Source organism: Leeuwenhoekiella sp. MAR_2009_132 (genome assembly GCF_000687915.1).
In the GTDB taxonomy this organism is placed as follows: domain Bacteria; phylum Bacteroidota; class Bacteroidia; order Flavobacteriales; family Flavobacteriaceae; genus Leeuwenhoekiella.
This window is the reverse complement of sequence record NZ_JHZY01000004.1, coordinates 1,825,278-1,841,327: the sequence shown is the minus strand read 5'-3', so window position 1 is coordinate 1,841,327 and position 16,050 is coordinate 1,825,278. Positions and strand designations below refer to the sequence as shown.

Genomic DNA, 16,050 nt, shown 5'->3' with positions numbered 1-16,050 from the left:
AGTAGAACCAAAAACAAATTTTTTATTGGTTATTTGAATCTTTATCAAAAACATCATCAATCACTTTCTGATGTCTTCTTTTAAAACGAACAGAACTTCCTGCAGCAGGAGCACCGTAGAATTTACGACTGCAAATTCTGAATTTTTGCGCTTCGGGAAGATGCATTAACAAGTGCCCGTAAGCTCCCATATTACGCGGCTCTTCCTGAGCCCAAACTACATCATCTGCATTTTTATACTTTTCTATAGCTGCGCGAATCTCATTCTTAGGAAGTGGGAATAATTGCTCTACACGTACTAGGGCAACATCATCTCTTTTTAATTCTTCACGCTTGTCAAGAAGATCATAATAAAATTTACCGGTAACAAAAACTAATGTTTTTACAGCATCTGGCTTTACTGAATCATCATCAATTGTCATTTTAAAACTTCCGTTAGCTAATTCTTCTTTTGTAGAAACAACTTTAGGATGTCTTAATAAACTTTTAGGTGTGAAAACAATAAGCGGTTTTCTGAAATTGGTTTTTAACTGGCGACGTAATAAGTGGTAAAAGTTTGCCGGTGTGGTACAGTCTGCAACATACATATTGTCTACAGCACATAACTGTAAGTAACGCTCCATACGTGCAGAAGAGTGTTCTGCACCCTGGCCTTCATAACCGTGTGGCAATAACATTACCAGACCGTTTTGTAATTTCCACTTATCTTCTGCGGCAGATATATATTGATCTAACATAATCTGAGCTCCGTTGCTAAAATCACCAAACTGTGCTTCCCATATAGGAAGTGTTTTGGGGCTCGCCATTGCATAACCGTAATCAAAACCTACAACACCATATTCAGATAATAAAGAGTTAAAAATATACATATGACCCTGATCGCCTTTTAGGTTATTCAAGAGCACGATTTCTTCTTCACTATCTTCTACTTTAGTAACCGCGTGTCTGTGCGAAAATGTACCTCGCTCCACATCCTGACCTGTCATACGTACATCAAATCCTTCTTTGAGTAAAGAACCGTATGCAAGTAACTCTGCAAGACCCCAATCTATCTTATTATCATCAAAGTACATCGTACGACGCCCTTCAATAATCTTAAGAATTTTACGCATAAACTTTTTATCTTCAGGAAGCCTGGTAATTACATCTGCAATTTCATCAAGTGCCTCGAGATCATAAGTAGTATCTATAGGATTCATCATTTCTACCTCAGTAGCCTGCTCAAACCCTTCCCACTCATCCTGCATAATTGCAGTAATACGTGTGGTATCTTCTTCCCTAGATTTCTCTAGTTTTTCTTCTAATTTCTCCTTGTATTCTTCTTCAAGAAGTTTAACATAATTTTCATCAATAACACCTTCTGCTCTTAACTTTTCTGCGTAGATATCTCGAGCGTTATCGTGTTTTGCTATTGCTTTATACAATTTAGGCTGGGTAAAACGTGGCTCATCACCTTCGTTATGACCGTATTTTCTGTACCCTAAAAGATCTATAAATACATCACGACCAAACTCCATTCTAAAATCTAATGCAAATAATGAAGCGTGAACTACAGCCTCTGCATCATCTGCATTAACGTGCAGTACCGGCGAAAGTGTGGTTTTTGCAACATCTGTACAATAAGTAGAAGAACGTGCATCAAGATAATTTGTAGTAAAACCAATCTGGTTATTTATGACAATATGTATGGTACCCTTTGTGGTATAGCCATCTAACTGAGCCATTTGTATTATTTCATAAACAATACCCTGACCTGCAATTGCAGCATCCCCATGAACCACGATAGGCAATACCTGGTTAGGTTGGTCAAAATGATGCAAGTCTTGTTTTGCTCTGGCGATACCTTCTACAACAGCACCTACAGTCTCTAAGTGAGAGGGATTGGGTGCTATATTTATATTTATTTCTTTACCGCTATCTGTTTTGCGGCTAGACGTCCAACCTAAATGGTATTTTACATCACCATCAAAAACTTCCTGATCATAATCTTTACCGTCAAATTCGCTAAAGATGTCTTTTGCATTTTTACCAAAGATATTAGTAAGGGTATTTAAACGACCTCTGTGTGCCATACCCATTACAAATTCTTTTACACCGCGATCTGCTGCTGCTTCGATAATAGCATCAACTGCCGGGATAAAGCTTTCACCTCCTTCGAGAGAGAATCGCTTTTGACCCACGTATTTTGTATGAAGAAAAGTCTCAAAAGAAACAGCCTCATTGAGTTTCTTTAAAATCTTCTTCTTAACATCTGCTGAAAATTTTGGGTGATTGTCGTTGATATTCAGCTTATCCTGAATCCACTGTATTTCTTCAGGTTTGCGAATGAACATATATTCAACACCTATAGACTCACAGTATATTTTTTCAAGATGACTTACGATCTCGCGTAATGTCGTACTACCTATACCTAGAATCTCACCTGCCGAAAACGTGATATCTAAATCGTTTTCACTAAGACCAAAGTTTTTTAACTCTAGCGTGGGTATATACTGGCGGCGTTCACGTACAGGATTTGTTTTTGTAAACAAATGTCCACGTGTGCGATACCCGTCTATTAACTTTACTACCTGAAATTCTTTTTGAAGATTATCAGGAACAGAAGTTACTGTAGCTGTTGATTTTACCTCAGATATGGGGCTGTCTGGCTGTACACCACTTTCTTCCATACCGAAATCGAAACCTTGAAAAAATGCTCTCCAACTAGGCTCCACACTATCAGGATGCTGTAGGTATTTATCGTAAAGTTCTGCGAAATATGCAGTGTTTGCTGCATTGAGAAATGAAAATCTATCCATTTTATAATTTAAATCTGTCGATTTTTTAAGCAATAATTTGTCAAAAGTACAATTTTTCGATGGCACAAGACCTTTGGTTTACTAATTTTATGCTTATCATTAACATTTTAAATGAGGTGTTTATGAAGTTGTCAAATCACCAATTAATCACTTAAATCTAAGTTTATGAATTCACTACTAAAAGTTTGTGGTTTTGTGATGTTATTTTTAGCAACAAACATCTCATTACAAGCACAATCACAAGGCTCTGATTTTTGGGAAAAGGTAGATGTAGGCGGCGGTTTTGGTTTAAATTTTGGAAGAGAATACTTTGCAGCAAGCATCGCTCCAAGTGCCATCTATAATTTCAATCCGTATTTTGCGATGGGTCCCGGTTTGAGTTACTCATATGTAAAAGATAGGTCATTAAAATCTTCAATTGTAGGAGGTAGTATAATTGCCTTAGCAAACCCACTACCCATCATACAGCTGTCTGCAGAATTTGAAGAACTCTACGTTTCTCAAAGGGCAAATTTAGATGGAGGAACATTTAGTGATGACTTCTGGAACGCTGCCCTATTTTTAGGGTTGGGATATCGTAATGGCCCCGTTACAATTGGCGCGCGATATAATGTTCTTTACAGTGATCGTGATGCGGTTTACTCAAGCGCGATTCAACCTTTTATTCGTGTTTATTTTTAAAAGAAACTTTAACAAATTCACGTTCAAGAATTAATTGTGTTACTGCTGTTGCAAGTTCATGAACCTCTTGAACAGGCAAATCTTTTATTTTAGATTCAGAAACATCTATGGCATATAGCAAATTTAGATACGCCTCAAAGTCAGAAACGATAAGTTCATAAATTGTAGCAGTAAGGTTTCTAACGAGGGCTTCAGGTTTTAATTCCAGGCCAAAAGAGGCTTCTATCCCAACTCGCCTAAAATCTTTATTTAATTGATTTACTAATGCAACATAAAGTTGATTTGTAATTGATAATTTTAAGATTTCCTGAGTCGTTTTCATAGAAAGTTATTAAACTTTTCTTCGCATTAAAGCTTGAGCAAACTCTCTTAGGAGTTGCTTGTTTTCTTCTTTAACATCGAGATCATTCAGCACTTTAAGAGCCTTATTAGTATATACTTCAATTTCTTTTTTAATCGCTTCGGCTGCGCCGGAATCTAAAAAGAGCTGCTTAACGGTTTCTATTTTACCATTAGGATCTTGCGGACTAATACTGTACAAATGACTTAACTGTATACTGTGTGCCGGGTCGAGACGTTTTAAAGCAGTTAAGTACAGGAAGGTTTTTTTATTTTCTATGATATCACCACCTACCTGCTTTCCAAAGGTTTCAGGGTCACCAAAAGCATCTAAATAATCATCCTGAAGTTGAAAAGCGATACCTAAATCTCTACCGAATTCATAAATGAGGTCACAATTAGTTTTAGAAGCCGCCGCCACAATCGCTCCCATTTTTAAAGCCGCACCTACTAAAACAGCAGTTTTATATTCGATCATTTTTAGATACTCAGGTAACGTAACATCGTCGCGAGTTTCAAAATCAACATCGTATTGCTGCCCCTCACAAACCTCTATAGCGGTTTTACTAAAAAGTTTTGCCAGATTTCTAAAAGTATCTCCTTCATAATTTTCAAAAAGCTGATAGGCATTTATGAGCATGGCGTCCCCAGAGAGAATACCGGTATTTATATCCCATTTTTCGTGAACGGTCTCTTTACCCCTGCGTAGTGGAGCATCGTCCATAATATCATCGTGAACTAAAGAGAAGTTGTGAAATACTTCAACTGCCAGTGCAGCATCGAGCGCCTTTTTATAATCTGACTCAAAAATATCTGTAGCCATTAACGTTAACACGGGACGTAAACGCTTACCGCCCAATTGTAAAATGTAAAGAATGGGATCATAAAGGTTTTTAGGCTCTCTACTTTTAATTCGCTCATTTAAATAGTCAACAAATACATCTGTGTATTGATCAATACGCAACATAGTTCAAATTTTTGGCTAAAATAACACTCTAAATTCTAACTCTACTCTCAAACTCAAATAAGCTCAACTATATTCATAATGTTATTATTACGTTAAGTCACTAATAAACTTCGGAAACTTAATTCGTTTTTAAAGTTTCCGAAGTATCTTTGCGCCGCAATATGAAACAACAAATTTTAGATACCGCCACACAACTCTTTATAAAGCAGGGCTTTAAGAGTGTTACTATGGATGATATAGCCACGCATATGGGCATTTCAAAAAAGACCATTTATGCCAGTTATTCACACAAAACAGAATTAGTTTATGCAGTAAGTCATCAAATGATGACCACTGTACAGACCGCAGTAACTAAACTTATAAGCAAACATAAAAACCCTATAGAAGAGCTTTATGAGATTAAAAAGTATGTAATACAACATTTACAAGGTGAGAAATCCTCATCTATTCAACAACTATTGAAATATTACCCTAAAATTTTTAATGAGCTCCAACTTCAGCAATTTGATTTTATGAAAGGCTGTATGGAAGAGAACATAACTAAAGGTATAAATATGGGTTTATTTCGTAATAATCTAGATGTCGAGTTTGTTTCCAGAATGTATCATATAGGAATGACTAACATCAAAGACGACAGTATTTTTCCGCAAGAAAAATTCCCCCACGCTACTTTGTATGAAATGTATCTTGAATACCATTTACGTGGGATTGTCACTCCCGAAGGCCGGAAAATTCTCAATCAAATAATTCACTCAAATCAAGACTAATGCGAAAATCCCTAATTCTCTTAGCGTGTGTATTTGGCTTCCTAAATTATAGCCAGGCACAAGACAGTACAGAGGTACAATCGTATGCGCTAAGCTTACAAGACGCCATTATTTATGGCTTAAACAACAGTTATAGTGCAAAAAATGCACAGACAGATGTTGAGATTGCCCTTAAACAAAAATGGGAAATCATAGCACAAGGACTACCACAGATAACAGGTGAAATAACCTATCAAAACCAGTTGATACAACCTACGTCATTCATTCCCGCTCAATTTTTTGACCCGAATGCTGCCGCAGGAACCTTTATCCCCGTTCAGTTTAGCCCAAAACAAAATGCGGCCGCTACTGCAACCTGGAATCAACTAATTTTTGACGGTTCCTATATTGTAGGTGTTCAGTCTTCAAAAACCTTGCTTCAGATTTCTGAAAATGCAAAGGTTAAAACAGACTTAGAGGTAAAACAAGCTGTTATAGAGGCTTATGGTAATGTTTTACTTGCTGAAGAAAGTGTTATAATACTTCAGAAAAACCTAAAAACCTTAGATAAAAATTTATCTGACACCCGGAAGATTTTTGAAAATGGCCTTACGGAAGAGGAAGATGTAGAGCAATTACAAATCACCTATTTAGGTCTTGAAACTCAATTAAACAATACCATACGTCAACTTGCTATCGCTTATGATATGCTTAAGCTGACGTTAGGCATCACAATAGACAGCAAACTACAGGTTACAGACAGTCTTGAAGATTTAGCTATGCAATACTATGATCTAAACCTACTTACCCAGTCTATAGACCCAGAAAATAATATTGATTACCGCATTGCGGCAGATCAAACAAATCTTGCACAGACTGAAGTTAAACTTGAAAAAAGTAAAGCTTTACCTAGACTGAGTGCCTATGTAAATTATGGTGCTTCAGGTGCGAGCAATGATTTTAGTTTTCTTAGCGATGAGCAGCGTTATTTTGAACAGTCTATTGTAGGCGTATCGCTTACAGTACCTATTTTTAGTAGCGGAATGCGTGCAGCAAAAACCGCTCAAAAAGAACTGGCCTACAAAAAAAGTCTTGAAGATCTTGAGCAGACTCGCAATCAAGTAAAATTACAAATGGCTACTGCACGTAATGATTATCAATTTGCCCTAGATAATTTTAGCACTCAAGAGAAAAATCTGGCATTGGCAGAGCGTATTGAAAATAAAAATTCGATTAAATTCTTTGAAGGTATCGCCAGCAGCTTTGAACTTAGTGAAGCACAAACCCAACTCTACCAGGCACAACAAGATTACTTACAAGCTATGTATGAAGTTATTGCAAATAAAGCTGCATTAGAAAAAACATTAGACACCAGCGTTTATCAACCTCAACAAAACTAACCTTAGAAATTCTTTTTTTATGAAAAATATAGTATCCCTACTCGTAATTACCACACTATTAATTTCTTGTGGCGAAAAACAAGTTGATGTAGATAAACTTATTGCTTCAGGAGATATTGAAGCTATTAAGGAAGCGCAGACTCAATTAAAAGATGAGAGTACAGAGCTCCAATTAAAGCTTAAAAAATTAAATACGGTTATTGAAAATGCGGAAAAGAAAAATAACGGTCCGTTAGTTTCTACTCAGAAAGTAACAGATACTTTATTTAATCATTTTCTAGAAATACAGGGGAATGTTGAAACCAAACAAAATGTAATGATTAGCGCAGAATACAGCGGGGTTTTATCTCGGGTATTTGTTAAAGAAGGCGACAAGGTCACTAAAGGTCAGGTTTTAGCACGTATAGACGATGGCGGTTTAGGATCTCAGTTGGCTCAGTTAGAAACTCAAGCCCAACTTAACAAAACCACTTTTGAACGTCAAAAGCGCTTATGGGATCAGAATATAGGTTCTGAAATTCAATATTTACAGGCAAAAGCAACTTACGAGGCTTCTCAAAGCCAGGTAAATCAATTAAAGAGTCAATTAGGAAAAACTACTATAAATGCACCCTTTTCAGGAACAATAGACCAGGTAATGACTGAGCAAGGTTCTGCAGTAATGCCAGGCACTCAATTATACCGAATTGTAAATCTAAGCGATATGTATATCACTGCTGAAGTACCTGAAAGTTACTTAGGGACTGTAAACATTGGTAAAACTGTAGAAGTAGATTTCCCGGTACTCAATAAGAATATCGAATCTAAAATACGCCAGACCAGTAATTTTATCAATCCTGCTAACCGCTCCTTTACTATTGAAGTAGCAGTACCTAATGAAGAGAAAAGTATAAAACCAAACCTTACTGCAAAACTTAAGATTAATGATTACACCAGTGAAAATGCTATTTTAATTCCGCTTAGTGTAATTTCTGAAAACGCGGAAGGCGAGCAATATGTATACGTAGCAACTTCAGGAACTGAAAACAATAGAATTGCAAAACGAGTTATCGTCAAAACCGGAAAAGCACAGGGAGATAAAATAGAAATTCTAACAGGATTGAATGCAGGTGATGAAATCATCGTTCAGGGCGCTCGCAGCGTACAGGATAATCAGGAGATTAGAATCCTAAATAATTAAGGAGATGAGCGAAAAGAAAATAAGTAAGAAAAAAAATCAGGTAGATAAAGAATTTGGCATGTCAAGCTGGGCGATAGACAACCCCACCGTGATCTATGTCATAATGGCTTTACTTCTGGTAATGGGTGGTATCGCATATTATGTTATGCCACGGGAGGCATTTCCTGAAATTAATGAAACTAAAATTTACATATCTGCTCCTTACCCGGGGAATACTGCTGAAGATGTAGAAAAATTAATTACAGACCCTCTTGAAGACCGTTTAAAAAATGTTTCGGGAGTAACAGAGATTACCTCTACCTCTCAAGAAAATTATGCCCTCATCACCATAGAATTTGAAGATGATATTTCGGTAGAAAGCGCTAAGCAAGAAGTTAAAGACGAGGTAGATTCTGAAAAGGCAAATGAAGACTGGCCGGTTTCAAACGGTGTTAAAGTTGAACCTAATGTATTTGACTTAAGCTTATCTGAAGAACAGCCTATTCTTAATGTGAATATTCAGGGGAATTATCAGGTAGAGCAACTTAAAAAGTTTGGAGAATACCTTCAGGATGAAATAGAAGACCTTCCGGAAATTAAAGAAGTTTCTATACGTGGTGCTCAGGATAAAGAAGTTGAAGTTGCTGTAGATGTGACTAAAATGAATGCTGCGCAGGTAAGTTTTGACGATATCCTAAACACCATTCGCAATGGCAACATGACTATGGCTGCCGGTAACTTAATTAACAGCGGACAACGCCGAACCATTAGAATACTTGGCGAAATACAAAAACCTTCAGAGCTTGAGAATTTTATTGTTAAGTCTCAAAACGGAGCTGTTTACTTACGGGATATAGCAAGTATCACTTTTAAAGAAGAAGACAAAACTACGTATGCCCGCGAATGGGGAGAAAATGTAGTGATGCTCGACGTTAAAAAACGATCTGGTAAAAACATGGTTGAGGCGGTTGAGAAAATCAACACCATTTTAGCAGAAGCACAGGCAAATGAATTTCCTCCAGACGTAAAAATAACTACTGCAAACGATCAATCAGAAAAGACAATTAACCAGGTAAATGATCTGGTTAATAACATCATATTTGGTATTATTCTGGTTGTAGGCGTACTTACGTTTTTCCTTGGGTTTAGAAATGCACTTTTTGTAGGTTTTGCAATCCCAATGTCTATGTTCATGTCATTTATGATCCTGAATGCTTTAGGATATACGATGAATACGATGATCCTTTTTGCCCTTATTATGGGTCTGGGGATGCTCGTTGACAACGGTATTGTAGTGGTAGAAAATGTCTATCGCTTGATGGATGAAGAAGGAATGTCCCGTATTGAAGCCGCAAAAAAAGGTATTGGTGAGATTGCATTTCCTATTATTATATCTACACTTACGACTGTGGCTGCCTTTGTTCCGTTAGGGACCTGGCCAGGCGTAATGGGGCAGTTTATGATTTACTTCCCTATCACACTTTCTGTAGTATTGGGCTCTTCATTATTTGTGGCCATATTCATCAACTCGATGTTGGTTAGTAAGTTTATGGATGTTGACCAGAAAATTCTAACCAGAAAACAGCTAATTAGACTTACACTGGTTTTAGTGCCAATAGGTATTTTAATTCTAATTTTCGGCGGTGCTATACGCGGTATAGGTTCTGTAATGATTGTAACTGCAATTATCTTCTGGCTGTATAAATACAGCATAAAAGGAGCTGCAGAATATTTTCAGAATCACAGCTTGGTTTGGTTAGAAAACAAATACAAATCATTTTTAACCTGGGCCTTAAAAGGAAGAAAACCTTCTGTTCTGGTAATTTCTACTTTCCTACTACTAATTCTTGTATTTATAGGATTTGGAGCTTCGGTAGGATCACAACGTACGAGTATCGAATTTTTCCCAGACAATAAACCCAACCAAATAATTGTCTATATAGAATATCCTGAAGGAACAGATATCTCTAAGACAAATACCATCGCAAAAGATATTGAAAAGCGCGTGTATGCTATTCTTAATGATGAGCGCTACCTTAACGGAGATTTCAATTTTCTGGTAGAAAGTGCTGTTTCACAAGTGGGTGAAGGCGCCGGAAATCCACAGACAGATGGTGGTAGTGCAGCAGAAATGCCACACCGTGCTAAGATTACAGCGACTATGCGGGAGTACAAATTCCGTAATGGTGCAGATTCTGAAGAATTACGTACCCGTGTTCAGTCTGAATTGACAGATGCTTACCCGGGTGTAGCCATTTCGGTTGAAAAAGATGCTTCAGGTCCTGCGGCGGGATATCCTATAAATATCGAACTTGAAGGCACAGATTACAATGAGTTAATCGCTACCGCTGAAAATATGCGCAGCTTTATCAACTCTAGAAACATACCCGGAATTGAAGAATTAAAGATTGATGTTAACCGTGCTAAACCGGCAATGCAAGTTATTGTAGATCGTGAGAAAGCAGGTGCTCTGGGTGTTGCCAGCGGTCAGGTAGGTAACCAGCTTCGTAGAGCTCTTTTTGGTGAGAAAGCGGGTATTTATAAGGAAGACGGAGAAGATTATGATATTAATGTACGTTTTGAAGAAGACGATCGTTACAATACTTCGGCATTATTTGATCAAAATATAACTTTTAGAGATGCTGCGACAGGGGTAATTAAAGAAATTCCGGTTTCTGCGGTTGCTACAAAGAAAAACACCTCGTCTTTTAGTGCTATTAAACACAGAGATACTAAACGTGTTGTAACTGTTTATTCGGGCTTAGCCCCTGGTTTTGTTGATGCAACTGCCGTGGTTACTAAAATACAGGCAGAAATGCAGTCTTTTACAGCCTTACCAGACAGTATTCATATTGATTATACCGGTCAGATTGAAGAACAAAATAAGCAAATGCAGTTTTTAATGGGAGCGTTTTTTGGCGGTCTTGCATTAATATTCTTTATTCTTATTTTTCAGTTCTCTTCTATTTCTAAGCCTACTATAATTATGATAGCAATTTTCTTGAGCTTCATAGGTGTTTTTGGAGGTATTCTAATTACGGGAGCTTCTTTCGTTATTATGATGACGATGATGGGTATAATCTCGTTAGCCGGGATTGTAGTAAACAATGGTGTTGTACTATTAGATTATACACAACTTCTAGTAGATCGTAGAATTGTACAGCTTGACCTTGATGACGACGCGTTACTTCCTAAAAGTGAAGTTATAGATATAGTTGTAGAAAGTGGTCGTGCCCGTCTAAGACCGGTACTTCTAACAGCTATCACAACAGTATTAGGTTTAATACCGCTTGCAATAGGTATCAACATAGATTTCTTTGGCTTATTTAGTTCGTTTGACGCCGGTTTTTACATTGGTGGGGACAATGTAATATTCTGGGGTCCATTAGCCTGGTCTGTAATTTACGGTCTGATTATAGCTACCTTCTTAACGCTAATTATTGTGCCGTTACTGTATTTAATGGTACATAAATTTAAACTGCGTATTCACGGAAAAAAGAATACATCTGTTGAAGCTGAAACTCAGGAAATCGAGTAATAATCAAAATACCTCATATAAAAAATGGCTGCCTTTTAAGGCAGCCATTTTCAGTTTAAACTAATTGTGGGTATTTACTCATTTTCATTAAGCGGAATAGGAAATGAACTCCATACATCATCATTAGGACGCTCAAGAGGTAACGTATTTAAACGATCATATCTTCTAACATCTATCCATCTATGACCCTCTGCGTATAATGAATATCTACGTTGCTTTAGAAGTTCATCAATTAATGCTGCTTCTGTTTGAGCACCAGTATATGCTGTAAGCCCTGCTGCTGTGCGCACGCGATTAATACCAGTAACCGCATTTGCAGGAGTAGTAAAAATACTTGCTTCAGCGTATATTAAAATTAACTCCTCATTGCGAATTAACGGAATAGAACTCGTTTGTGAAGGATAAAGAAACACATCATAATTACCCGTAAGACCGTCTAATGTTAAGGACTCATCGCGCTGAACTACTTTACCTAAACGGGTATCACCTGCCTCTGCGTCTGTAACAAAACTAGATTGTACAATTCGTGCCCCAGCAGTTGATGCATTTAGTGGGAAAAACATAGGGTTTGGTAAATCTGTAGCATCTAAAGAGAAACTATAATAAACACCAGTATCCAAGTCGCCAGTTAAATCAAGAAATGAATTGCTTAAATAATTTAAAGCTCCTGCATAATCTTCTTGATATAATGCTACCCTAGCGGCAAGAGCTCTGTTAAACTCTAAAAAGGTTGCTGGCGTATCAAAACCCGTAAAACCTACCGGAAATTCAAACGGAAAAGAATCTCCTGCATTAGCTAATAGTGTAGCTGATTCATTTAATAGACCTAAAATTCCTGTAAGCGCTTCTGCTTTACCTACAATTGGTCCCAGATTATTAGGATCACTCACATCAAGACGTATCCCATTTTCATCCATCAGATTAAGATTCAGCAATAACTCGTGCGCTTTAATCGTATTTGCATATGCTCGAGTTGCATTGCGCTCTGCTTCTGTAAAATCTGCTGTAGAATTTGCAATACCATCACTTATAATATTTAATTCTTTTACCGTACGGTATCGTGCAGACCAGGGGCCGGTGGTATAAAATGTATTATTGTCTAAGACTGAATTCTCACCACCCAATAAATCTGCAGTAAATCGCGGGTCTGAACTTGAGAATCTAAAATACTCGCGACCTACAACACCCACATCATCATAATACGTACCTAAACGGTTACGCATCGAATAAAAAGTTCCTCCTACTAAATCCCTTAAATCTCCTCTAGAAAGATCTGCAACAATATCAGATACTTCGGGGCCATTAAGATTAGAATACTCATCAACCTCGCACGAGACACTTAACGTCCCCGCAAGAAAAAGCATACTTATATATTTAAATGTTTTCATAGTGTAGCGATTAAAATTTAAATGATACGTTAAACAAGTAACGTTTTGAAGATGGAAACGGTGTTACTTCAACTCCTGTAAATATTCCATTTGAACCAAAGTTTGAAACCTCAGGGTCATAACTGTTGTAATCAAAAATATTGATTAGGTTAGTTCCTGAAAATCCTAATTTTATCTGACTAAATGTACCACCTAAGAAGTTATCAAGCACTCCTGAAGGTAACGTATAGTACAAACCAATCTCACGCAATCTAATGTAAGATGCATCCTGCACAAATACTTTTGCAGAAGAACCTAACTGACTTACACGGTAAGGACCGTTTCCTAATTGACCGTCAGGATCAAGATCAATGGTATCAAAGTCGTGACTTGTACCGTTAAGATCGCTTAAAAGATTAGTAAGATTTATGTTATCACCACCCTTTTTCCACTGCCATAAGAAAGAAAGTGAAAAATTATCATACTTAATGTTATTATTGAAACCTATTTGAAAATCTGGCTCTGCATCACCAAATTTTTGTAGACCATTTTCACCTGGATTAGGACCTATACCTACAATCTGTGTAGCACTTTGACCTTCCTCAATTCTAAAAGTTCCTAAAGTTGCTCCAAAAGCACCTATGTTAAACGCCGGTATATCTAACTGCGTGATTTTTGATTTGTTTTTAAAGAAGTTGATTCCTGCATCCCAGCTAAAGTTTTCAGATTGAGCAATAGTTGCATCAAGGCTAATCTCAATACCTTTATTTTGAAGTTTTCCTGCATTTACAAATTCAGAATCAAAACCTGATGAAGGTTCTTTTGCTGCTTGTAAAATCAAATCATCTACTTTTTTAACGTAGTAGGTTACAGAAGCTGTAATTCTGTTGTTTAATAGACCAATATCGATACCTGTTTCAAATTCTTTTTGACGTTCTGGCTGAAGATCTGGATTTCCTAAAGTACCTAACAAGCTAATACCTGATAATCCTCCTGTTGAAGATGCAAAGTAGCTGGTAAATAAACTTCCGTAAGAAGGAAAGTTACCCGCTTCCCCATAAGCAGCTCTTAATTTAAGTTGGTTTAAGAAAGAGTCTTCCTCCCATAAACCAAATTCATGAATGTTTGCTGCAAGTGAAGCTTTAGGATAGTAATAGAGTTGATTTGCATCACCATTGTTAGATGATCTATCTCCTCGTACCCCGATGGCAGCGATAAGCTTATCTTCAAAATTTATCTCTTCCTGAACAAAGAATCCCGCATCCTGCTGCTTCAATCTAAACTGATTAACCCCTATATTTCCTGCCTGATCTACATTACTTTCTGAAGCAATTAAATCTGTAGCAGTGATTAAATAAGAATTTCTGTCAAAAACTTCTTTAGTAATACCCAACTGTGTTCTAAAATCAAGACGTTCACTTGCCGTATAATTGTGTACCAGAAAAGCAGATAGGTTGTATTGCTTGTTTGAGTTTGCTCCCTGAACAGAAACACCATCTACTCCCCCTTGTTCTGGTTGTTGAAACTGTAATTCTTTAGGAAATAAAGCAATGGTTTCAAGATTGTAAAAGTCAAGTCCTCCTCTTAATATCAACTCAAGATTTGATTTTTCAGCTTTATATAAATCTATATTAGCTGTACCACCCATTATAAAACGATTTGTTTTCTCACGGTTTGTTACCAGATCTCGGGTTTGCAAAATGTTAGAGGCTCCCGCGGGTTGTTAGGATAATTCCCATTTGCATCAGGAAATAATTGCAACCACGGTGTTGTAGCGGTTAGTGCCACACCTATTGAAGTTCCTGTATTATCATTATTAAAATACCCTCTATCTGAAGACGAATTGATAAAGTTTGTACTTAATCCTAATTTAATGAAATCTGCAGCACGGTGATCAAGATTTAGACGTAAAGAGATTTTATCATAGCCAGTATTTTGTACAATCCCGTTTTCAGAAACATAAGACACCCCAGAGTAAAAGCGTGTTTTATCACTTCCTCCACTCATACTAAAGTTAGTATTGCTCACCAGACCTTTACGACCAAACATCTCTTTTTCATAATCTACCAGCCTGTTTTGATTTTGAGCCTGTACAAACTGTGCAGCAGCATCTGCTCCAAAAGAATCTAATACGCGTTGCTCTGTATAGTCACGCATACCCAATAATGTGATGACACTTGTAAAACCTAAATTTTGAGAGAAACTATATTGTGTTTCTCCGGTTTTACCTTTTTTAGTGGTTATAATAACCACCCCGGCAGCTGCACGAGAGCCATAAATAGCTGCAGCAGATGCTCCTTTTAAGATTTCGATATTTGCTATATCCTCTGGGTTTATATCTGCAATACGGTTAGAGGGGTTATCCTGGTTAGACGCGCTACCTCCTGCGGCAGCGGCAGAAACCACATTTAAACCTGATGCTATTGAAGAGTTGTCAATATAAACCCCATCAATAATATAAAGAGGCTGTGTGTTTCCGTTGATAGACGTTGCTCCTCTTAATTTAATGTTTAAACCTCCTCCCGGCGCACCAGAGTTTGCACTTACTACCGCTCCCGGAAATTCACCGTATAATGCAGCGTCTAATGTAGGCGGTGCAGTTGTTCCTGTTAAAGCTTCCGCAGATATTGTTGCTACTGCATTAGCAAGATTAGATCGCTTTACCGAGGTTGCAAGACCCGTAACTACAACTTCTTCTAAAGATTCTGTTGATTCTTGCAAAACAATAGTTACAGCACTGGCATCAGTGATTTTGCGTTCGGCAGATGTAAAACCTAAAGTTGAGAAAACTAATGTTGTAGGTAATTCACTTACTTTAATCGAAAAATTACCATCAAAATCTGTTGTTGTACCATTAGAAGTACCTTTTTCTATAACATTTGCAAAAGGTATAGTACCTCCGCTACTGCTCTTTACAGATCCCGTTATTGTCTCTTGGGCAAATCCCCCCACGGATATGCTCAAGAAAAATAAAACCCTTAAATACCACAAAAAGTTAAATTGCTTCATAAATAGTTTATTTAATTAAAACTTAAAAATATCAAAGTATTATCAAA

At 37.1% G+C, this 16,050-nt stretch carries 11 protein-coding genes; 5 read left to right on the top strand and 6 right to left on the bottom strand.

What is annotated here, in order from left to right; translation table 11 throughout:
- Positions 1 to 22: 22 nt before the first annotated feature.
- A complete protein-coding gene (locus tag P164_RS16315) occupies positions 23 to 2,797 on the bottom strand; it encodes a 2-oxoglutarate dehydrogenase E1 component (protein ID WP_028377393.1) in 2,775 nt (924 codons plus the stop codon).
- 165 nt (positions 2,798 to 2,962) lie between these two features.
- Between P164_RS16315 and P164_RS16310 the strand changes: the two genes are divergently transcribed.
- Entirely contained in the window at positions 2,963 to 3,478 is a 516-nt protein-coding gene (locus P164_RS16310; RefSeq protein ID WP_028377392.1) for a hypothetical protein, read from the top strand.
- Here the strand turns inward: P164_RS16310 and P164_RS16305 are convergent.
- A complete protein-coding gene (locus P164_RS16305) occupies positions 3,459 to 3,800 on the bottom strand; it encodes a hypothetical protein (RefSeq protein ID WP_028377391.1) in 342 nt (113 codons plus the stop codon). The two genes, P164_RS16310 and P164_RS16305, sit on opposite strands and share 20 nt — an antisense overlap.
- 9 nt (positions 3,801 to 3,809) lie before the next feature.
- The gene (locus P164_RS16300; protein WP_028377390.1) at positions 3,810 to 4,784 is read right to left on the bottom strand and encodes a polyprenyl synthetase family protein; all 975 of its coding nucleotides are present in this window, start codon (positions 4,782 to 4,784) and stop codon (positions 3,810 to 3,812) included.
- A gap of 161 nt (positions 4,785 to 4,945) precedes the next feature.
- On the opposite strand from P164_RS16300, the gene P164_RS16295 reads away from it, so the two are divergent.
- The 4 genes from P164_RS16295 to P164_RS16280 are packed head-to-tail and all read left to right on the top strand — an operon-like array spanning position 4,946 to position 11,627.
- On the top strand, positions 4,946 to 5,551 hold the full coding sequence (locus P164_RS16295) for a TetR/AcrR family transcriptional regulator (RefSeq protein WP_028377389.1): 606 nt from the start codon (positions 4,946 to 4,948) through the stop codon (positions 5,549 to 5,551).
- Complete coding sequence (locus P164_RS16290) at positions 5,551 to 6,930, top strand: TolC family protein (protein WP_028377388.1); 1,380 nt, start codon at positions 5,551 to 5,553, stop codon at positions 6,928 to 6,930. Before P164_RS16295 ends, P164_RS16290 begins: the two co-directional genes overlap by 1 nt.
- Positions 6,931 to 6,949: 19 nt before the next feature.
- Positions 6,950 to 8,110, top strand: a complete 1,161-nt coding sequence (locus tag P164_RS16285; protein ID WP_028377387.1) for an efflux RND transporter periplasmic adaptor subunit — start codon at positions 6,950 to 6,952, stop codon at positions 8,108 to 8,110.
- Between the two features lie 4 nt (positions 8,111 to 8,114).
- Entirely contained in the window at positions 8,115 to 11,627 is a 3,513-nt protein-coding gene (locus tag P164_RS16280) for an efflux RND transporter permease subunit (RefSeq protein WP_035899943.1), read from the top strand.
- A gap of 74 nt (positions 11,628 to 11,701) precedes the next feature.
- Here P164_RS16280 and P164_RS16275 read toward each other — a convergent pair whose 3' ends face one another.
- Genes P164_RS16275 through P164_RS19145 form a run of 3 tightly spaced genes read right to left on the bottom strand, consistent with a single transcriptional unit; the run spans position 11,702 to position 16,003 of the window.
- Complete coding sequence (locus P164_RS16275) at positions 11,702 to 13,015, bottom strand: RagB/SusD family nutrient uptake outer membrane protein (RefSeq protein WP_028377385.1); 1,314 nt, start codon at positions 13,013 to 13,015, stop codon at positions 11,702 to 11,704.
- Between the two features lie 10 nt (positions 13,016 to 13,025).
- Positions 13,026 to 14,693: a TonB-dependent receptor domain-containing protein gene (locus P164_RS18845; RefSeq protein WP_199907797.1), complete on the bottom strand. Its 1,668-nt coding sequence runs from the start codon at positions 14,691 to 14,693 to the stop codon at positions 13,026 to 13,028.
- Positions 14,672 to 16,003 (bottom strand): carboxypeptidase-like regulatory domain-containing protein, encoded by a 1,332-nt coding sequence (locus P164_RS19145; RefSeq protein WP_199907796.1) that lies wholly within the window; start codon positions 16,001 to 16,003, stop codon positions 14,672 to 14,674. The genes P164_RS18845 and P164_RS19145 overlap by 22 nt, the downstream gene beginning before the upstream one ends.
- Positions 16,004 to 16,050 lie beyond the last annotated feature (47 nt).

Bases quoted from the DNA above. Each gene is read 5' to 3' on its own strand.
- P164_RS16310 (WP_028377392.1), top strand. From the start codon at position 2,963: ATGAATTCACTACTAAAAGTTTGTGGTTTTGTGATGTTATTTTTAGCA.
- P164_RS19145 (WP_199907796.1), bottom strand. From the start codon at position 16,003: ATGAAGCAATTTAACTTTTTGTGGTATTTAAGGGTTTTATTTTTCTTG.
- P164_RS16300 (WP_028377390.1), bottom strand. From the start codon at position 4,784: ATGTTGCGTATTGATCAATACACAGATGTATTTGTTGACTATTTAAAT.
- P164_RS16285 (WP_028377387.1), top strand. From the start codon at position 6,950: ATGAAAAATATAGTATCCCTACTCGTAATTACCACACTATTAATTTCT.
- P164_RS16305 (WP_028377391.1), bottom strand. From the start codon at position 3,800: ATGAAAACGACTCAGGAAATCTTAAAATTATCAATTACAAATCAACTT.
- P164_RS16275 (WP_028377385.1), bottom strand. From the start codon at position 13,015: ATGAAAACATTTAAATATATAAGTATGCTTTTTCTTGCGGGGACGTTA.
- P164_RS16280 (WP_035899943.1), top strand. From the start codon at position 8,115: ATGAGCGAAAAGAAAATAAGTAAGAAAAAAAATCAGGTAGATAAAGAA.
- P164_RS16295 (WP_028377389.1), top strand. From the start codon at position 4,946: ATGAAACAACAAATTTTAGATACCGCCACACAACTCTTTATAAAGCAG.
- P164_RS16315 (WP_028377393.1), bottom strand. From the start codon at position 2,797: ATGGATAGATTTTCATTTCTCAATGCAGCAAACACTGCATATTTCGCA.
- P164_RS16290 (WP_028377388.1), top strand. From the start codon at position 5,551: ATGCGAAAATCCCTAATTCTCTTAGCGTGTGTATTTGGCTTCCTAAAT.